The 19,862-nt window shown below is 63.6% G+C and carries 15 protein-coding genes; 1 reads left to right on the top strand and 14 read right to left on the bottom strand.

Annotation, left to right across the window (positions count from 1 at the left end):
* Positions 1-2: 2 nt before the first annotated feature.
* From ACOOE2_RS05910 to tkt, 14 genes are all read right to left on the bottom strand, one after another.
* Positions 3-242 (bottom strand): hypothetical protein, encoded by a 240-nt coding sequence (locus ACOOE2_RS05910; RefSeq protein ID WP_420382095.1) that lies wholly within the window; start codon positions 240-242, stop codon positions 3-5.
* The gene (locus tag ACOOE2_RS05905) at positions 239-2,191 is read right to left on the bottom strand and encodes a chemotaxis protein CheA (protein ID WP_420382094.1); all 1,953 of its coding nucleotides are present in this window, start codon (positions 2,189-2,191) and stop codon (positions 239-241) included. Before ACOOE2_RS05905 ends, ACOOE2_RS05910 begins: the two co-directional genes overlap by 4 nt.
* A complete protein-coding gene (locus tag ACOOE2_RS05900; RefSeq protein ID WP_420382093.1) occupies positions 2,191-3,042 on the bottom strand; it encodes a CheR family methyltransferase in 852 nt (283 codons plus the stop codon). The genes ACOOE2_RS05905 and ACOOE2_RS05900 overlap by 1 nt, the downstream gene beginning before the upstream one ends.
* Positions 3,039-4,100 carry a chemotaxis-specific protein-glutamate methyltransferase CheB gene (gene cheB, locus ACOOE2_RS05895; RefSeq protein ID WP_420382092.1) on the bottom strand — a complete coding sequence of 354 codons (1,062 nt, stop codon included), beginning with the start codon at positions 4,098-4,100 and terminating at the stop codon, positions 3,039-3,041. Before cheB ends, ACOOE2_RS05900 begins: the two co-directional genes overlap by 4 nt.
* Positions 4,097-5,479 (bottom strand): chemotaxis protein CheW, encoded by a 1,383-nt coding sequence (locus ACOOE2_RS05890; RefSeq protein WP_420382091.1) that lies wholly within the window; start codon positions 5,477-5,479, stop codon positions 4,097-4,099. Before ACOOE2_RS05890 ends, cheB begins: the two co-directional genes overlap by 4 nt.
* A 4-nt stretch (positions 5,480-5,483) precedes the next feature.
* The gene (locus tag ACOOE2_RS05885; RefSeq protein ID WP_420382090.1) at positions 5,484-7,298 is read right to left on the bottom strand and encodes a methyl-accepting chemotaxis protein; all 1,815 of its coding nucleotides are present in this window, start codon (positions 7,296-7,298) and stop codon (positions 5,484-5,486) included.
* A gap of 175 nt (positions 7,299-7,473) precedes the next feature.
* Complete coding sequence (locus ACOOE2_RS05880) at positions 7,474-8,631, bottom strand: hypothetical protein (RefSeq protein WP_420382089.1); 1,158 nt, start codon at positions 8,629-8,631, stop codon at positions 7,474-7,476.
* On the bottom strand, positions 8,628-9,386 hold the full coding sequence (locus ACOOE2_RS05875; RefSeq protein WP_420382088.1) for an HAD-IIB family hydrolase: 759 nt from the start codon (positions 9,384-9,386) through the stop codon (positions 8,628-8,630). Before ACOOE2_RS05875 ends, ACOOE2_RS05880 begins: the two co-directional genes overlap by 4 nt.
* Positions 9,383-10,366: a type I phosphomannose isomerase catalytic subunit gene (locus ACOOE2_RS05870; RefSeq protein ID WP_420382087.1), complete on the bottom strand. Its 984-nt coding sequence runs from the start codon at positions 10,364-10,366 to the stop codon at positions 9,383-9,385. The genes ACOOE2_RS05875 and ACOOE2_RS05870 overlap by 4 nt, the downstream gene beginning before the upstream one ends.
* Positions 10,363-11,223, bottom strand: coding sequence for a Cof-type HAD-IIB family hydrolase (locus tag ACOOE2_RS05865; protein WP_420382086.1), 861 nt, complete (start codon positions 11,221-11,223; stop codon positions 10,363-10,365). Before ACOOE2_RS05865 ends, ACOOE2_RS05870 begins: the two co-directional genes overlap by 4 nt.
* Positions 11,220-12,800: a glucose-6-phosphate dehydrogenase gene (zwf, locus tag ACOOE2_RS05860; protein ID WP_420382085.1), complete on the bottom strand. Its 1,581-nt coding sequence runs from the start codon at positions 12,798-12,800 to the stop codon at positions 11,220-11,222. Before zwf ends, ACOOE2_RS05865 begins: the two co-directional genes overlap by 4 nt.
* A 1-nt stretch (position 12,801) precedes the next feature.
* Entirely contained in the window at positions 12,802-13,800 is a 999-nt protein-coding gene (gene gnd / locus ACOOE2_RS05855; RefSeq protein ID WP_420382084.1) for a phosphogluconate dehydrogenase (NAD(+)-dependent, decarboxylating), read from the bottom strand.
* A 29-nt stretch (positions 13,801-13,829) separates the two neighbouring features.
* Positions 13,830-16,679, bottom strand: coding sequence for a bifunctional transaldolase/phosoglucose isomerase (locus tag ACOOE2_RS05850; RefSeq protein ID WP_420382083.1), 2,850 nt, complete (start codon positions 16,677-16,679; stop codon positions 13,830-13,832).
* Positions 16,676-18,793 carry a transketolase gene (tkt, locus tag ACOOE2_RS05845; RefSeq protein WP_420382082.1) on the bottom strand — a complete coding sequence of 706 codons (2,118 nt, stop codon included), beginning with the start codon at positions 18,791-18,793 and terminating at the stop codon, positions 16,676-16,678. The genes ACOOE2_RS05850 and tkt overlap by 4 nt, the downstream gene beginning before the upstream one ends.
* A gap of 340 nt (positions 18,794-19,133) precedes the next feature.
* Here tkt and rpiA point away from each other — a divergent pair, with 340 nt between their 5' ends.
* Positions 19,134-19,808, top strand: coding sequence for a ribose-5-phosphate isomerase RpiA (rpiA, locus tag ACOOE2_RS05840; protein ID WP_420382081.1), 675 nt, complete (start codon positions 19,134-19,136; stop codon positions 19,806-19,808).
* Positions 19,809-19,862 lie beyond the last annotated feature (54 nt).

Here is a 19,862-nt window from a genome sequence, read left to right as displayed (position 1 = left end):
CCTTAGCTCTCATACGATCTGCCCAGAATATAGCGAGCCAGAAACGGGTCGCCGACCAAGCCCTGCAAACGGGGTTTCAGCGCCCACAGGATTTGCGCAACGGCCATATGCAGGCGCTCTGCGCTTTCGACATCGACTGCAAGATCGGGATTGTCCTGAATGGCGACGAGCAGGTGTTCGGCATCCTCGACCAGGCAGCGGCCTTCGAGCCGGATGGCGTTATCCGTCACGATAACGGTCATGACGCCAGATCCTGAAGATCGAGCACGAGCAGGACATCGCCGCCATGCATCAGTGTCGATCCGATAACGCCCCGAATCTGCGCGAGCATGCCGCTGGCCGGGCGCACCAGCCGGTCGATGCGTTCGGCAAAGGCGTCGACACGCAAGGCCACCGGTTCGCCGCCGGCGCTGATCACCACAAGTTTGCCGTCGCGGCGCGTTGCGGCGGCGCCGCCGAGCAACACCGACAGGTCGAGCACAGGCACGGTCCGCCCGCGCAGGATGCATACGGTGCCGTCGCCGATCGGGGACAGTTTTACAGTTGAAAGCGCGACCGTTTCGACGATCTGATCAAGCGCGATGCCATAGCGATCGCCGCCTGTTTCTATCACCAGCAGGCGTGTCGTGAGGGTCGTGGCCGGCAGGGCCATGCGAAAGCGCGTACCGATGCCAGGTTCGCTGTCGATCGTGATCGATCCGCGCAGGCGGGTGACGGCGGCTTGCACCGCGTCCATGCCGACGCCGCGGCCCGAGACCTCGGTCACGGTGGTGGCGGTCGAAAACCCGGGAAGGAAAATCAGCCGCAGTGCAGCCGGATCGGAGAGCAGCCGAGCGGCATCTGCCGTCAGCAGTCCGCGCCTGACCGCGACCTGGCGCATCACCGTGGCATCGATCCCTGCTCCGTCATCGGCCAGTTCGCCGATGATCAGGTCGCGTTCGCGTGAAAAATGCAGCGTGACCGTGCCGATGGTCGATTTGCCCGACAGACGGCGCTGATCCTGGCTTTCGATGCCGTGGTCGATCGCATTGCGGACGAGATGCAGCAACGGTTCGAAAATGCCGTCAGCGACCTGGCGATCGACTTCAATATCCTGCCCATCGATGGCGAAATCGACCTCTTTTCCGAGGCTTTGGGCAATTTCGCGGACCAGGCGCGGCAGGCGACGCAGGCTCTGTTCCAGCGGGACCGAGCGCACTGCGCCAAGCCCGAGTTGCAGATTGCCGGCGACCCGTTCGAGATTGGCGTGATAAGCGCGGGCCTTGGCGGCAAGCGCGGCGTCGAGGTGTTCGGCCTCGGCCGCGAGCGCGTGGAAGCCGTGCATGGCGATCAGCAGATCGCCGACCGCATCGCCCAGCGCATCGACCCGCGCAGGATCGACCCGGAACGAGCGGTTGACCGCGATCTCGCCGGTGGCGCCGGGTGCTGCGCTTTTGGTGTCCTGGTGTCGCACCGGATGGACCGCTGCGAATTTGACCTGATCGGGCATCAGGCGGAACACCGCACGCACCGTTTCGAGAGGGGCGGCGCTCAGGCCTTCGACAGCTGCAAAACAAACGAAAGGCTCGATGGCGTCGGCCGCCGGCCAGGCACCGCCCAGCGGCAGGATGGTGACGCTGACCAGATCGGGCACCGCCTGAACCGTGGCCAGTGGATCGTCACCGCGAAAAAAACAATCGGGGTCGGGCTGATAGCGAAACGCGGTCAGCGGACGATCGGTGCTGGCAAGAGCGATGGCTTCGCGCACCATTAGCGCCTCGACCCATTCGGCCACCGTGTCGCTGTCGGTTGTGTCGTGCCCCTGCGCATCGGATGCGGTTCCGGACAGTGGTGCGAGGACGGTGTCGGATAGCGCAAAGGCCGTGTCCGCCAGCGCGCCGGTCGTTTCGAACTCGTCGATCCAGCGATCGACTTGGTCGAGGCCGACGACAAGCGCCGCGATATTGGTGCTGTCCAGCGGGCTGACGCCCTTGCGCGCGCGCTCGAGCAGGTCTTCGGCGGCGTGGAGCACGCGTTCGGCCGGCTTCATCGCAAATAGCGCGACCGAACCCTTGAGCGTGTGGACCGCGCGGAAGGCACCGTCGATCGATGCGGTGGCCTGGGGGTTGCGGGCCAGTGCGCTAAAATGGTCAGCCGCCTCGGCAATCAGGTCGCGGCTTTCGAGCAGGAAGTGTTCGAGCAGCTCGTCCATCACGGCCGGCGATAGACGATCGCGTTGTCGTAGCGGACCATCGCGAAACGATTGGAAATACGCGCGAGGGATTCGCTATGGCCCAGGCAGATAAATCCGCCGGGATTGAGGCAATCGAACACGTTTTCCACCGCGCTGTGCCGCGCCTTATCATCGAAATAAATCAGCAGGTTGCGGCAAAAGATCACATCAAAGGTGCCAAGCGGTGCCAGCGTCGTCCGGTCGATGATATTGGCGTGAATGTATTGCACGGATTCGCGCAAGGGATCGATGATCTGGCGGCGATGGCGTTGTTCCTCGCCGAAATAGGCGGCAATGAGGTCTGGCGACAGGCGGGCAAGCGCCTTGGCGCCGAACCAGCCCAGCCGCGCCGCGGCCAGTGCGGCGTAGTCGATATCCGAGCCCACGATTTCGACATTGTAGGCATCGACCATCGCCCAGTTTTCGAGCAGCCAGATTGCAATCGAATAGGGTTCGTCGCCGGTCGAGCACGGCAGCGACAGGATGCGCAATTTGTCGCCCGGCTGTTTGGAGGCGACGATTGCGGGCAGGATATGCGCGCTCAAGGCCCCGAACTGGTGATCTTCGCGGTAGAAATAGCTTTCGTTGATCGTGAAGGCGCTGATCAGCGCCTCGCGCTCTTCGGAATGGGTAGCGGCATGGTCGAGGTAGGCATCGACGCCAGGCTTGCCGCTGCGCTTCATGCGTTCGCTGATGCGTCGTTCGATGAAATACCGTTTGTTTTCACGGAATACCATGCCAGTCCAGGCGTAGAGGCAATCGCCGATCCGCACGATTTCCGCAGCGGTGAATGTGTGTTCCACCGGATTGAGGATTGCCCCGCCAGTCATTGGGCTACGCAGGCCACAAGCGTCGCGGCGATTTCATCGACCGGGCGCACGCAGGTGGCGCCGCCCAGCGCGACCAGCGCGCCGGGCATGCCCCAGATCGCGGCCGTGTCGGCCGATTCTGCAATGGTATAGCCGCCTCGCGCGTGAAGGTCGCGCATTGCAGCCGCGCCATCGGCCCCCATTCCGGTCATCAACACTCCTGTCAGCGATGACGCGGGCAACACGCCCATTGCGCTTTCCACCAGGCGGTCAACGCTCGGGTGCCACAAATGTGCCGGGTTCGCCGGCGCGTTCATGGCGACAATCGCGCCGGCCCTGCGCGAGAGAATGAGATCGGCATTGCCCCGGCCGATATAGGCATGGCCCGGCAACAGCGGTGTGGTGCCCTGGACCTCGGTTACCGTCAGCGCGCACAGGCGGTCCAGCCGCCGGGCGAGCGCACTGGTAAAGCTGGCGGGCATATGCTGCGCGATGACGATCGGCCAGGGGAAATCGGCGGGCAATTCGCCCAGCAGCAGGTCGAGCGCAGGCGGGCCGCCGGTGGAACAGCCGACCAGCACCACGCCGGTTTCGCCGGGGTTGCGGGGTGGCAGAGGATTTCGGACAGGTTCGATCGCACCTGATCGCGCGCGGACGCGTTCGCGCAGACGCAGCGTTTTCGAAATGCGCGTGGCTGCGGCCGCGCGGACTTTGCGGACCAGTTCGGGCGCCACGGCATCGATTTCGAGCGAGACGGCGCCGCGGGGCTTGGGAATGAAATCGACCGCACCAAGCGCCATCGCCTCCAGCGTCTCGTCGGCCCCGGCCGATGTCATGGTGGAAACCATGACGACCGGGCACGGGCGCCGGACCATGATCTGGTCGAGACATGCAAGCCCATTCATGCGGGGCATTGCGATATCGAGCGTGATTACATCGGGCGCCGCGTCGGCCAGCATCGCCAGTGCTTCGGCGCCGTCGCGCGCTGTAACCACTGCGAAATCGCCGGCCGAGGTAAAGATCTCGGTCAACAGGCGGCGCATCAGCGCGGAATCGTCCACGACCAGAAGCTTTATCACGGTGATGCTCCGGCGCCTGTCCGGGCAAGGCCGAGCAGCAGGTCGTGTTCGGCGCGATCGAGCAGCATGCGTGCGCTGACGATCAGGATGATGCGGTGTCCAAGCTGCGCCACGCGGTCGAACACGCGGGTTTCGCTGTTGCCAAGATCGGGCGCAGGGCGCACCTCTGCTGCGTCGATCCGGGCAAGTTGGGTGATGGCATCGACGACGAAAGCGGCCTGCAATTCGCCGATCCGCACGACGATCACGCGGCGGGCTCTGCCTGTATCCGGTCCGGCGCCGAAGCGCAGGCCCTGATCGATCACCGGGATGAGCGCCCCGCGTATCGTCATCACGCCCAGGACGAAGGCGGGGGTATTGGGCAGTCGGGCCAGTTTTTCGGGCAACGGCGCGACTTCCTCGACGGCTTCGACCGGAATGCCGAATTCGTCTGCGCCGATGCGGACGATCACGAATTGTTCGGCCTGGGTGGTGATCGCCGGCGCCTGCGGCTCGGTGTACGTGTGTTCGAGCATGGTGGTGGTGATGTCGTCGCGCAGCAAGTGCTCGGCGGTCAGGATGGAAACCAGGCGGTTGCCCTGATCGAGCCGGCAGATTGCCTGGATACGCGCTTCGGCATGGCCACGCCGCAGGGCCTGGGGGATCGGGTCGATTACCGCGTCGGGTACGTGCAGGATGCCGCGCACGGCATCGACGGCCAGGCCGACGCGGTCGCTGCCGATGCGGGCAATGACGATGCGGGGGCGTGTCGGAGTGTCAGACCGGGGAAGTGCAAGCAAGGCGCGCAGCGACAACAGCGGGATTGTCGCATCGCCGAAAGCGGCGTTGCCGATGACGACATCGTCGCTGTCCGGCACCAGCGCGATGGTGGCAGGCAACGGCGCGATGCTGTCGACGGCGGTGGCAGGCAGCGCGAATTCCTGGTCGCCGATTCCGAATATGACGAGGGCGGTGGTGGCGTGGTCTTTGGCATTGTCGGCCAGCAGGGCCGTGGTGATTTCGTGCGCGCGGCGGGTGATAGTGCGATCCGGCAGGCCGCGTGCGACCAGTGCGACGGCGTCGATCAGTTCGGCGGGTTGTGCTGCATCGGCCTGTTGGATGTGGCTGGCGTCGTCGACAGCCAGCCCCAGTAGTTCGCCGGTGTCGATGACAATCAGACGCGATGGGTCGCCTGGCGCTTGGCCCCGCAGCGCGGCCGCCGAGAGCACCGGGATGACGGTGCCGCGAAAGTTTGCCAGCCCGAGTAACGCGTGCGGCGCGTGTGGAACGCGCGAGAGGCGCGGCATGCGCGTGACTTCGCGGACACTGTCGACGGCGAGCGCCAGATGCGTGTCGCTTACGCGAAAGGTCAGGTGTTGCGCAGGCTGGTCGTGGTCCAAGCGATCAGCCGTCCTGTGCGGCCAGGACCGAGGCGATCGACGCGATTTCCTCGATCGCGGCAGCCAGTTCCTCGGCGGCCTGGGCCTGCTGGCGTGCCGAGAATGCGGCTTCGCGCGCGGCATTGGAAGCAATGTCTGCAGCGCTGGCGATCTGTTCGGTGCCGCCGCGAATTTCGCCCACGGAATTCAGGATGTCGAGTGTGCTCTGCGCGTTCGCGCTGTTGATCGCCTCCACCGTGGTCAGATCGGCGATGACGGCGCCGAAGCGGTCGACCATGACGCGATTGCGGGCGAGTTCGGATAGGGCAGCGCCCACGATCTGGTCGAGATCGCGGCGGATCGTGTTCATGTGGTCCTGCAGGGTCTGGACCGCGTCGCTGGCGCGTTCGGCATTGCCCGCGGCTTCTTGCGACAGTTTGCGGATGTCGCCTGCGACCATGGCAAAACCGCGACCGGTTGCGCCCGAACGCGTGGCCTCGACCGCACCGCTGACGGCGAGCATGGTGGTCTGGACCGAGCCCATGGCCAGCCCGTTAGACAGTTTTTCTATCCGGCGGCTGGTGGTGTTCAGCGTCGCAATCAGATCCTGGACCGTGCCCATTGCGGTGACGCACGTGGCGATCCCGGCGATCAGGCGTTCGATGGTGGCGCGGCTATGCGTGCCCGAGACGACGATGTCGGTGACAGTGTCTTGGGCGGTGGTGGCATGGGCCTGAAAGATCGATGCGGTTTTTTCGACCTGGGTCATGGCCGATGCCGCCTCCATCGTTGCCGATGCCTGGGCCTGGGCGCCCTTGGCGATCTGATCGAGCGCGACAAGGATTTGGGCAGAACTGCCCGACAGTTGTTGGACGGTGGCAGACAGTTGCTCGGCGGCGGCGGCGATTTCTTCGGAGGCGCCGTCCGCGTCCGCGCCCTGTTTCAGCATCACGATCAGGACGCCCAGCGCTTCTGCGGTCTGCTGGCTTTGTTCGAGCGAAATTGTCTGCTGGTCGATCGCCTGGCGCACTTGCGCGGCGGCGGCGGATTGTTGTTCGGCAGCGATGGCGACTTGTTCGGCGCTGCTTTCGGCCTCTCTCACGGCAATTTCGGCTTCGCTGGAGGCTTCGTCGATCTTGCGCGCCTGACTTTTCAATGCAGCCAGGCCGGTTCTGGCCGCGGTGAGATCGTCGATCACCGCGCGGCCCGATTGCGCCTCTGCACTTGCGGTTTGCGACGAGGTACGGACGTGTTCGGCGATCGTGGCGACATCACCGGCGATACCGGCTGCCAGGGCCTGCATGTTGCGGGCGCTGGTTTCAGACGTTTCGGCGATTGCGCGAACGGCGTCGGCGACGACGGCAAAGCCGGCGCCGTCCTGTCCGGCGCGCGCCGCCTCGATCGTGGCGTTGAGCGCAAGCAGGCTGGTCTGGTCCGAAATATCGACGACGCTGGCGCCGACTTCGCGGACGTGGCCGGCGGTCACTTCCAGGAGCTTGACAACGTCGACCGTGGACAGCTGACGCGCGGCGGTAAGTTCGATGGCCGCGACCGATATATCGATCTGCGCGCTGATATCGACGAAGGCGTTCTGGACGACGTCCGACTGGCGCTGTGCCGCCTCGGTCCGTTCACGCGATTCGCGGAAATTGATACCGAGCGAGGCGATCAGGCCCAGCGATTCCTGGGCCGCGCCGGCGGCTTCTTCGGCGCCGCTCGAGATCTGGTCCATCGCCGCGTTGAGTTCAGCGGCGGCAGCGGCGGCTTCGCCAAGACCAGCGGCGAGTTCGAGTGCGGCCTGTTCGACGCGTTCGATGGCGTTGCCGGTCCGGTTGCCCATCATGGTCCGGGCGCGGGGCGGTGTGGGCGGCGGGGCCTCCTGACCGGTCTGCGGGGCGGATTGGCGCAGGCCGAGGGCAGATTTTTTCGCGAGCGCCATGGGTAATTTCTCGATCCGCGTCAGGAGACCGGATCATAGGCCAAGTGCCGGGCGATGACCAGTGGCGCGTGTGCGATCAGCTGTGGCTGCGGCTGTGTAGTTCCTTGAATTGCAATGTCAGACCGTGCGCGCCGCGCGATTTGACGTCGAGATTGTCGGGCAGCGTGAAAATGGCGACGCCGATCTTGTCATCGGCCATGCCGTAATACACGTCGAACCGTTCGGGCTGGCCCAGATCGTCGCGCCGGTCGATGCCGGTAGGAAAGACGACGCCATCGACAGTGCCCAGCAATTCGTCGGGCAGCGAGGGTACCAGCACCGGCTCGTGGCTGCGATAGAGCACGTGGTGCGGCCGATCGCGATCGAGGATCATGATGCCGGCCGAATAGAGATATTTGCGTTTCTCGGGCGTTGAATGGGGCGCTTCCTGGACGCCGTGGTAGACGATCAGCCAGCCGAAGCGACACGCGATCGGGGGCGTGCCGCCGCCGATCTTCAGCTTTTCCCAACCGCATTCGGGAAGCGCGAGCGGGCGGTGCGACACGAATTGACGGCCCGACGGTTTCTGGTGCTCGCTGTCGGCGTGCCAGTGCCAGTACGAAATCCAGATCGTCTGCAATTCGTCCTGCTGGGGCGTTTCGATAGCGGGATCGACGATTTCTTCAGGCCTGGTGCCGACGAACAGCGGGCGGTGCAGCATCGCGACCGAAGGACGACCATCGGGATCGTCGATCAGTTCGGGGAAGATGCAGGCGTCCTTGTTGTCGACGCCGTCCAGGGCGATCGTCTTGTTCGGGTTGAACTTCGCCAGGCCGATCCGTTCCCATGACAACAGGTCTTTGGAGCGCGCAATGGCGATGCGCGGGCCGGTGTCCGACCAGGCGGTATAGCTCATCACATAATGGCCAAGTGGTTTGACGTAGCTGACGCGCGGGTCTTCGCATCCTCCGCGACCGTCGGGCCAGGTTTCGTAATCGGTTTCCGGTTCGAGCGCGATGCCGAGGCGTTCGACGCCTGTGGGGCTGCCAGCTTCGTCGAAGATCACGCGGGCGATGCCGATGCGCGAATAGTTGCCTTTGCCGACGAGCCGGGGAAACAGATAGAGCTGGCCATCGGGTCCGCGTGCGGCGGCGGGGTTGAGGACGCCTTCGACTTCCTCGGGATGCGCGGGGTCGGGTGTCATCAACGTGCGCAGCCGTTCGACAGTGATCTGCGACGTCTTGGTTTCGGTCATGTCGCGTCGGGTCCTGTGCACACGATGACGGTTTCGATCACTTTGACCGTTTCCGCCGGGCCGGCGATCTGGATGCAATCAACGCCTGAGCGGCGGGCGGGAAAATCGTTGCCGCCTGCGAACAGTGCGTCGCCGACGAAGAGCATGTCGGCGATGTCGATCTGGAGCACTTCGTGAAGTTTTTCGATGCCGTAGGCTTTGTCGACGCCCGGGCGCGTGACATCGAGCGATGTCGCACCGCCCATGCCGATGGCGAAATCGGGGAGTTTTTTTGCCAGTTTGGCCTGCATTTTCTTGCGCTTGGCGAAATCGGGATCCCACTTCGCCTTGGCCGCCAAGGGCGCTTCCTGGCCGAGCGCCGACAGCGTGATCTGGCTGCCGCGATCCTCGATGATTTCGCCCCAGTGTTTCCTTGGCTTGTATTTGGATTTGTCGAAGACTTCGGTCAGCGCGGCGATGATGGTGTGCTTTTCATCATCGGTGAAGTTTTCGGCGTAGAGCTGGGTCCAGGTGCCGTCCTCGTATTGCATGAAGCGGGTGCCGCTGGTGGGGAGCAGCGACAGGCGATGGAGCGGCGCGTCCTTGGGCAGATTGGTCAGCAGCTGCTTTTCGAACTGGGGCCAGGCGCCGCCCGACATGACCGCGACGCGGCAATGGGACAGCAATTTGCCGAGCCATTCGCCGACGGCCGGATCGAGCGGTTGCTTGCTGGCGGCCAGCGTGCCGTCGAGGTCGAAGACGAGCAGGCGTTTCATGCGGCCTCCGGGATCGCTATTTCGAACAGTGTCACAGGTGCTGCCGGGCTGAATCGGGCAGCGCCAAGGCTGGCAGGGAGCAGGACGACATCGCCCTGTTTCATCGAGACCTTGACGTCGCCGGCGATGACTTTGCCCGAGCCGTGCGCGCAGACCAGCACACGCGGGTCGGCAGGGGCGCCGACGGTGAAGTCATCGGCCTGCTGCCAGCGGACGAGATGGAAATGGGTGTTGGCAAGCAGGTCTTCGCGCGCGGCTTTGGCGCCGGCGGGAAGCGGTTTGATCGCGCCCTGGTCGAAGTCGATGGCGGCCAGGGCCTTGTCGACCTGCAATTCGCGCGGTTTGCCGGTTTTGGCGTCGACGTGGTCCCAGTCGAACAGGCGAAAGGTGGTGTCGCTGTTTTCCTGGACCTCGAACACCATTACGCCGTCGCCGAGCGAGTGGACGGTGCCGGCCTCGATCATCACCGCCTGTCCGACTTCGGGAGTGAAGTGGGGGAGATACGTGTCGGCGTTTTTGGCGTCGAGTTGCCTCAGTTCCTTTGCGGTCGTGCCGGGATTGAGGCCGGCGTAGATGCGCGCGTCCTTTTCGGCGCTCAGCACGATCCAGGCTTCGGTCTTGCCGGTGTCGCCGGCAGGGATCAGCGCGGTCTGATCGTCACGGGGGTGGACCTGGACAGAAAGCATCTTTTCGACATCGAGGAATTTGAGCAACAGCGGGAAGCGTTCGAAACGCTTCGCGTGTTCGCCCAGGACGTCGGCCTTGCGCGCTTTCATCAGGTCGCCAAGTGTCTGGCCGGCGAGCGAGCCGTTGGCGATCTGGCTGGAAAAATCGTCTCGGTCGCTCAGGATCCAGGCTTCCCCGATCGGCTCGTCACCGGGCAAGTCGGTGTCCATGAACGTGCCGAGCGCGCGGCCGCCCCACAGGCGGTACTGGAACTGCGGGGTAAAGCGGAGCGGATAAAGCGGCCTGTTGGTCATTGCGACGTTTCCACTTGATGCGCAGCGCCCGGGGCGCTGTCGGGGGCCGACGGCAGCAGGTAGCGGCGCACAGCGGTGGCCCAGCCGTTGGCTTCGTTGGTGTCGGTCACGACATCGGCCCTGGCCTGGACTTCGGGTGTGGCGTTGCCCATGGCAATGGCAAAACCGCTCTGTTCGAACATCAGGACGTCGTTGGCCATATCGCCGATCGTGGCGATGCGGGTGGCGGGGATGTTCAGGCGGTCGGCCAGGAAATGGACGACGGCGCCCTTGTTGGCCCGGGGGTGCGTGATATCGACGAAATGGGTGGACGAGCTGGTGGCGCTGACTTTGTCGCCGAAGCGTTCTGTCAGGCGTTCCTGGACTGTTGTCAGCTTGTCGTGATCGTTGCTGACGCCGACGATCTTGTATGCGGCGTCGAGGTCGGCATCGGTCAGCGGGCGGGCGTGCGCGTCCATATCGATGATCCAGGCTTCGCGCGCAGTGATCGGGCCGTGGACGTCGGAAACGATCCAGTCGGTTTCGGTATAGACCCACAAGTCGAGACCGCAGTCCTGCACCACTTTGACGGCTTCGCGCGCGATTTGCGGGTCGATGGGGTAGCGTTCGAGCACAGTGCCGTCGCTATCGACGATCAGGCCGCCGTTGAAGCCGGCGATCGGCAACGTCACGCCAAGCGCAGCGACAACGTGGCGCATGCCAAAGGGCGGGCGTGCGCTGGTCAGGGCAAAGCCGATCCCCGCAGCGCCCAGGCTTTTTGCCGCCGCGATGGCTTGGGCTGTCAGCACCTTGTTGTTGCTGACGAGCGTTCCGTCGACGTCTGAAAGCAGCAGGCCGATGTCGTGGGCGGCGCTCACGACTTGGGCTGCTGCGGCAGTTTGTCGCTCAGCGTGACCGGCCGCCACTGGCGTTCAGTGCCTTTGGCCGAATGTCGGGCGATCAGTGTGTCGGCCTGCGCCGGACCTTCGCTGCCCGAGGGGTAATTGGGGAAATCGGGCGTCGTTTTGGCCCAATTGTCGATCAGCGGTTGCAGGATACGCCAGCCGTGCTCGACCATGTCGGCGCGCATGAACAGCGTCTGATCCCCCACCATCGCGTCGTGCAGCAGGATTTCGTAGCCGACACTCGGCACTTTTTCGAACCAGTCCGCATAATGGAAATCCATGCGGACCGGCGCGAGTTCCATCGTCGAGCCCAGTTTCTTGGCCTCGAACTGGAGCGAGATGGATTCGTCGGGAGCGATGCGCATGACCAGCCAGTTGGGGCGCAGGCCGTCCGTGAAATCGTTGAACAGGCGCTGCGGCGCGGTTTTGAAGCAGATCGCGATTTCCGTGACGCGTGCGGCCAGGTGTTTGCCGGTGCGCAGGTAAAACGGAACGCCGGCCCAGCGCCAGTTGTCGATCTCCAGCTCGAGCGCGGCGTAGGTTTCTGTCGTGGAATCGCGTGCGACATCGGGTTCTTGGCGGTAGGCCACATGCGAACCTTTGCCGTCGTCGCTGGCGCCGTATTGGCCGCGTACGGCGCGGCGCGGTGACACGGCGGGAATTGCGGCGAGGACTTGCGCCTTTTGGGTGCGGACGTCGTCGGCCGACAGGCTGACCGGGGGTTCCATCGCGATCAGCGTCAGCAGGCTGAACATATGGTTGGGCATCATGTCGCGCAGCGCGCCGGTCTGTTCGTAGAAATTGCCGCGCTTTTCAACGCCGACCGTTTCGGCAGCGGTGATCTGGACGTGGTCGATGCGCTCGCGGTTCCACAACGGCTCGAACAGGCCGTTGGCGAAGCGCAGCGCGAGGATGTTCTGGACGGTTTCCTTGCCGAGGAAGTGGTCGATGCGGAACACCTGGGTCTCGGCAAGCGAGGTGGCGATCTGCGCGTTGAGCGCCTTGGCCGAAGCCAGATCGTGGCCGAACGGCTTTTCGATGACGACACGGCGCCAGGTTGTTTCGGTTTCTTCGGTGAGTTTGGCAGTGGCGAGATGATCGACGATCGGGCCGAACATGCGATCGGCGACCGCCAGGTAAAACAGCACGTTGCCTTTGGTACCGCGCGCCTTTGCAGTCTTTTCGAGCACGGTGGACAGTTCGGCATAAAGCGCGGGTTCGGTGAGGTCGCCCTGGACGAAATCCATGCGCGCGGACAGGCGGGACCAGGTCTTTTCATCGATTGTATCGGCGTTGAACGTGCCGCTGCCCGATTTGACCATTGCGTCGAGGTTTTTGCGCAAGCCATCGCGCCACGAATTGACCTCGTCTTCGCCGCGCGCCACGCCGATCAGCGCGAAGCCGTCGGCAAGCGCGCCGGTGTGTTCCAGATCATACAGGGCCGGGATCACCAGCCGTGCGGCCAGATCCCCCGTCGCGCCGAACAACACCATGGCGCAGGGGCCCGCTGGCGCAAGCCGTCCGCGCTTTCCCACCGATTTTCTGGCCATGTCAGTGGGCCTTTTTGTCCACGGCGGTACCAGGCTCCGTGTGGCCACCAAACCCGAAGCGCATCGCCGAGAGCATGCGTTCGGCAAACGAATGCTCCTTGCGCGAACGAAAGCGGGTGAACAGCGCACTGGTCAACACATCGGCCGAAACCGATTCCTCGATGGCGGCTTCGACAGTCCAGCGGCCCTCGCCCGAATCCTCGACGAAGCCGGAGAACGTCGAGAGGTCGGGATTTTTGACCAGTGCGCTTGCGCCAAGATCGAGCAGCCATGACGAAACGACGCTGCCACGACGCCATACTTCGGCGATGTCGGGCATGTTGAGCGTGAAGCGTTCGTCTTCAGGCAGGGCATCCGACACTTTGTTCTGCAGGATGTCGAAGCCTTCGGCGTAGGCCTGCATCAGGCCGTATTCGATGCCGTTGTGGACCATTTTGACAAAATGGCCCGAGCCGACCGGGCCGGCATGGATATAACCCTGTTCGGCGCGGCTGAAATCCCCTTCGCGGCCGGGGGTGCGGCCGATGGTGCCGACTCCGGGGGCCAGTGTCTTGAAGATCGGATCGAGGCGGTCGACGACGGCGGTGTCGCCACCGATCATCATGCAATACCCGCGCTCAAGCCCCCATACACCACCCGATGTGCCGCAATCGATATAGTCGATGCCTTTTTCGGCGACCATCTTGGCGCGGCGGATGTCGTCCTTGTAGTAGGCGTTGCCGCCGTCGATGATGCAGTCGCCTTTGGACAGCAGTTCGCTCAGCTTGATCACGGTGTCTTCGGTGATCTTGCCGGCGGGCAGCATCGACCAGACGGCAGCAGGGTGCTCCAGCTTTTCGACCAGTTCTTCAAGCGATCCAACCGAGGTTGCGCCCTGTTTGGCCAGCGCCTCGCCCGGCGCCGGGTTCGCGTCGAAGACCACGCATGTGTGGCCGTCTTTCATCAGGCGCGCGGCGATGTTGCTGCCCATCCGGCCAAGGCCGATAATTCCTAACTGCATGTGATACTCCGGATATGTGCGATGGGATTTCAGACAAGCGCGTCTTCGATGGCTTTGACAAGGTGCGGCAGGCCGGTGGTCGCGTCATCGAGGTGGATACGGATAACGCGGCGGCCGCGTTCGACCAAGACCGACAGATCGCCCTTGGCCTGTGCGGCCTTGACTTGCGCAAAGGTGTATTTGTGGCCGGGCACCGGGATGTCATGCGCGTTGTCGCAAGTGATCTGCAGAAAGACGCCGGTGTTGGGGCCACCCTTGTATGCCTGGCCGGTCGAATGCAGAAAGCGCGGGCCAAAGCCGACGCACGTTGCCGCTTTCGTGTGATCGCGGATCGCGGTGCGGGCAGTGGTGAGTTGCGCAGTCGCCTCGATTGTGCGGTCGATATAGGCGAGCAAGGCCGCGTAGTCCCCGCCCCCGATGCGGCCGAAATGGCGCTTCAGATAGTCGGTGATGGTGGCCTGGTGGCCGAGCGCGGCCGCATTGCCCGGATCGGCGTAGAGCTTCATGCCTTCGCCGGTGTAAATCGGCCGATCATCCTCGGGGGTTTCGCCGTTTTCATAGGCGTCGGTCAGCGCGCGGGTCTTGATCTTGCTGGCCTCGACATCAGGCTGGTCGAACGGGTCGATGCCGATGATCGCGCCGGCGACGGCAACCGCGATTTCCCAGCGAAAGAATTCCTGGCCGATGTCGGCAGGCTGGTTGATGGTCAACGTGACGACCGGGTGCCCGGCCTGCGCGAGCGCGGCCATCGCCGCGCGCTGCGCCGGGTCGAAGTCGCTGGCCAGTTCGACATATGTGAAGATGCGATCAGTGCCATAGGCCGAGGGATCTCCCAGCGGTTCGTCGGCCATAGGGATCAGGCCGTGCCCTTGTTTGCCGGTGCTTTCGGCAAGGAGCTGTTCGAGCCAGGCGCCGAGTGCGGCGATTTTGGGTGAGGTGACGATCGTCACTTTGTCACGGCCAAGCGTGTGGGCGGCGACACCCAGCGCGACGCCGAGTTGGACACCCGGGTTGTGATCGGGTGGCACGTCGTGACCGCAGGCCCGTTCCATCAGCAAGGTGCGGCGTTCGAGCTCGGCGATATCGAGGCCGATAGCAGCGGCGGGCACCCTGCCGAAATTGGACAGGACCGAATAGCGGCCACCGATGCCGGGGATGCCGGGGAATATCGCGGACCAGTTATCGTCTTTGGCGCGCTTTTCCATGGCCGAACCCGGGTCGGTGACGGCGATGAAGTGTTGAGCGACCTTATCCTTGCCGACTTCGCCGGTCATGCGGTCCCAGAAGAAATCGGTAAAGATATTCGGCTCAAGCGTGCTGCCTGATTTGGACGAGGTGATGAACACGGTCGTCTTGAGCGTGATCGCGGCCTCAAGATCGGCGATCTGTTGCGGATCGGTGCTGTCGAGCATATGGAATTTGGGCCAGCCGAGTTGTGCGCCCAGCACCTGGGCGAGCACTTGCGGCCCGAGGCTGGAGCCGCCCATGCCAAGCAGGACGAGATCGGTGAAGCCTTTGTCTTTCAGGCTTTCGGCGAATTCGGCAACTGAATTGTCATCGATCTGGTCGTCGACAACACGCAGCCAGCCGCCCCATTTGGCTTCGTCCGCGCCGGTCCACAACGTCGCGTCCATATTCCACAGGCGGCGGATCTTGCCACCCTCCCGCCAGGATCCCATTTCATCGTCGAAAGCGGTTTTGGCCTCGTCCGATCCGGGATTGACGGTGGTCGCGCCGACCACATCGGGCGCAGCTTCGACAGTCTGGCGCGCGGTGGCGCCGAGCAATTTGTCAAAGGCGTCGCTGAACAGCTTTACGCCGTCCACCACTATCCCGCGGCAGACTTCGTCGAGATCGATGCCGAGATCGGCAAGCATTTTGAGCGTGTTGCGCGCATCATCGAGATCGGTTGTGATCGCGTCTGCCTGCACTTCGCCGTGGTCGCGAAAGGCGTCGAGTGTTTTGGGCGGGATCGTGTTGACAGTATCCTTGCCGACCAGTGCTTCGACGTAGACGGTGTCTTTCAACGATTTCGATTTGGTGCTGGTCGAGGCCCAGAGCAGGCGCTGCGTGTGTGCACCGGCGGCAGCGAGCGCATCCCAGCGTGGCCCGGCGAACAGATCGCCATACGCGACGTAGGCCATCTTTGCGTTGGCAATGGCAACTTTGCCGCGAACGACGTCGCCCTGGGCGGGGTTTTCGAGAGCATCGATTTTCTTGTCGATCGCGGCATCGATGCGGCTGACAAAGAAGCTCGCAACGCTGGCCAGTTTGCCAACATCGCCGCCGGCTGCCCTGAAATCTTCCAGGCCGCCGATGTAGGCTTGCGCAACCTTGCGGTACATGTCGACCGAGAACAGCAACGTGACGTTGACGTTGATGCCTTTGCCGATGACTGCGCGGATGGCGGGCAGGCCGGCCTCGGTCGCGGGGATCTTGACCATCAGGTTGGGGCGATCGACCGTGTGCCACAAGTGCACGGCTTCGGCGATGGTCGCTTCGGTATCGTTGGCAAGATAAGGCGAGCATTCCAGGCTGACATAGCCGTCGCGGCCTGCTGTCGCTTCATACACGGAATGCAGGACATCTGCGGCGGCCTTGATGTCGGCAATGGCCAGATGCTCGTACGTCTGGGATATCGTGGGCGCGCCGTGAGCGGAAAACGCCTTGACCGCATCCTGGTATTCTTCGCTTTCGCCAATGGCCTGTTCGAAGATCGACGGGTTCGATGTAACGCCCTTGACGCCATCGGTTTCGATCATTCGCGCGAGATCGTTTTCGATGAAGCTGCGCTTGAGGAAATCGAGCCAGACGGACTGCCCGGCTTCGCCCAAACCCTGGAGCGGATTTGCGGCACTGTGTGATTCAGGGGTGGTCACGCTGTGATCTCCGTCGCGCTGGAATTGGCTTGGGCCAATTGCTTTCGCGCGGCGGCCAGAACGGCCTCCGGCGTGAAGCCGAATTTGGCCATCAGGTCCTTGATCGGGGCCGAGGCGCCGAAAGTGTGCATGCCGATGATCGTGCCGGTGGGGCCGGCGTAGCGATCCCAGCCGATGACTGTACCGGCTTCGACAGTTACGCGTGCGGTGACGGCCCGGGGCAGGACGGATTCGCGGTAGGCGTCGCTTTGCTGTTCGAACAGTTCCCACGAGGGCATCGAGACGACGCGCACGGCGACGCCTTCGTCCTTGAGCGTTTCGTAGGCGCCGACGGCCAGCGCCAGTTCACTGCCTGTGCCGATCAGGATCAGATCGGGCGTGCCGTCTTTCGCATCGGCCATCACGTAGGCGCCTTTGGCAAGCCACGCGGCCGGCGCGTAGACTTCGCGATCGTATGTCCGGATCGCCTGACGGGTGAGCGCGATGGCCGCCGGGTTATGGCGCAGCTGTGCGACAACCTTGTAGGCTTCGACCACTTCATTGGCATCGCCCGGGCGCAAGGTGATCAGGCCGGGCACGCTGCGCAGCGACAGCAGCTGTTCGACCGGCTGGTGGGTCGGGCCGTCTTCGCCAAGGCCAATGGAATCGTGAGTATAGATAAAGATCGATGGCTGTTCCATCAGCGCAGCAAGACGGATCGGCGGCTTCATGTAATCGGAGAAGATCAGGAACGTTGAGCCATAGGCGCGCAGGCCGGTCAGCGTCATGCCGTTGACGATTGCACCCATCGCATGTTCGCGGATGCCGAAATGCAGGTTGCGGCCGGTGGTTTCCGCTTCGAACGAGCCGGCGCCGTCGAACGTCATGTTGGTCTTGGTCGAGGGCGAGAGGTCGGCCGCACCGCCGATCAGCCAGGGGTACGCCTGCGCCAGTGCGTTGATCACTTTGCCGCCGACGGCCCGTGTCGCCTCGCCCTTGGCATCGGCAGGGTATGCCTCAAGAGCCTTGTCCCAGTCTGCGGGGGCGTCGCCGTTCAGGAATGCATCGAATTGCGCGGCTTCGTCGGGGTGCGCACTGCGGTAGGTTTCAAGGGTTTTTTCCCAGTCGCCGCAAAGTTGTGCACCGCGGGCGCCGATGCCCTGGTTGAAATGCGCCATCACGCCGTCGGGGACGAGAAACTTTGCGTCTTCGGGCCAGCCGTAGACCGCCTTGGTCAGGCGCACTTCGTCTTCGCCGAGCGCTTCGCCGTGCGCCTTTTCACTGTCCTGCTTGTGGGGAGAGCCGAAGCCGATATGGCTGTCGACGACGATCAGGAGAGGCGCGCCGCGTTCGCTTTTGAATTTGGCGTAAGCGGCTTTCAGCGCTTCGGTGTCGTTTGCGTCGGTGACGTGTTCCGTGCGCCAGCCGTAGGCGCGAAAGCGTGCCGCGACATCCTCGTTGAACGCGAGCGATGTATGCCCTTCGATCGTGATCGAGTTGTTGTCATAGATCCAGCACAAGTTGCCGAGTTGCAGATGGCCGGCGATCGAGGCGGCTTCGCTGGCAACGCCTTCCATCATGTCGCCGTCGCCGCAGAACGTGTACACGTCGTAGTCGAACAGCGTGGCATCAGGTTTGTTGAAGTGGTTGGCCAGCCATTTGCCGGCCATCGCCATGCCGACGCTGTTGGCGCAGCCCTGGCCCAGTGGCCCGGTGGTCACTTCGACGCCGGTGGTGATGCCATGCTCGGGGTGACCGGGGCAGCGGCTGTCGAGTTGCCGAAAGGCCTTGATATCATCGAGCGTGATCGCGGCGCGGTCCGCGTCCTTGCTGTCACGGACCCCGGCGAGATGGATCAGGGCGTATTGCAGCATCGAGGCGTGGCCGTTGGACAGGACGAAGCGGTCGCGGTTTGGCCAGAGCGGGGTTTTCGGGTCGTAGCGTAGGAACGACTGCCACAAGGTGTAGGCGACAGGTGCCAGCGCCATGGGGGTGCCGGGATGGCCCGATTCCGCCTGTTGGACGGCATCCATCGCCAGGGTGCGAATGGTGTTGATGGCCAGCATGTCGATGTCCGACGTGGTGGTCGCCGCAGGAGCGTGACCGGTCAGGGTGGCGGCGGCTTGGTCGCTCATCGCACTATTCTCCAGATGCTGTGTCTATGGCGCGCGCCATCACGGGTTCACCCTGTATTGCTGCGGGATGAAACCTTTATGTCAATTCGCGCTCGATCGATCGATGGTGTGCTTTGCGAAACCATTGGTCAGCAGTTTCGTTCCCTCGGGCCCGGCAAAGAGTTGTGTCAGAATGTCGCGCGTGGTGGACCTTTGGGCTGTAACGACGATTTGAGGCATGGATTGCGCTTGCGTCGAAGTGCGCCTGGGTTGATCTGGTTCATAAGGCAGACGCTCCTTCACCACACCTTCGCGTGATCCCCCTCGCCCGTTTCGCAACGGTTTTTTTGAAAGTCTGGTGATGTTCGAGGACGAAAAGCGGGCTGCGGCGCTGGCTGCTGCGGGGGAGATCCTGGGCGGAATGGTGATCGGGTTGGGTACCGGGTCGACGGTGGCGGAATTGATACCCGTTCTGGCGGCGCGGGTGCGTGACGGGCTGGAGGTGGTTGCGGTGGCAACTTCGGTGGCGACCGAAGCGGCGGCGCGGGCGGCGGGGATCAGGATTGCGTCGTTTGCGGATCTGTCGCGGATTGATCTGACGATTGACGGCGTGGATGAGATCGAACCTTCGTTGCGGGCGATCAAGGGTGCCGGCGGAGCCTTGTTGCGCGAGAAGATCGTGGCGACGGCATCGGTGCGGATGGTGGCGATTGCGGACAGTTCAAAATTCAGCGCGGCGCTTGGAAGTCGGCGGGTGCCGGTCGAAGTTTTGCCGTTTGCGCGCGAATTTGTCATGCAAGCGCTTGGTGCGATCGGTGCGGTGCCCGAATTGCGGATGGCGGGGGAGCAGCCGGCGCGATCGGACCAGGGCAATTTGCTGGTCGATTGCGCCTTTGCCCACTTGCACGATCCGGCGGGGTTGGCCCGGCGCCTGTCGGATATTCCAGGGGTCATGGGCCATGGGCTGTTTCTGGGCGAGATCGACGCGCTGTATCTTGCGCGCAAGGGCCGGGTAGAGCGGATCGAGCGGCCCTGATCACGACAACAGGCATGGAACAATCCGCTCTGCAACGGGTTAAATCGATTACGA

The organism is Novosphingobium sp. (genome assembly GCF_965214355.1).
GTDB lineage: Bacteria > Pseudomonadota > Alphaproteobacteria > Sphingomonadales > Sphingomonadaceae > Novosphingobium.
This window is presented reverse-complemented; position numbering and strand designations above follow the sequence as displayed.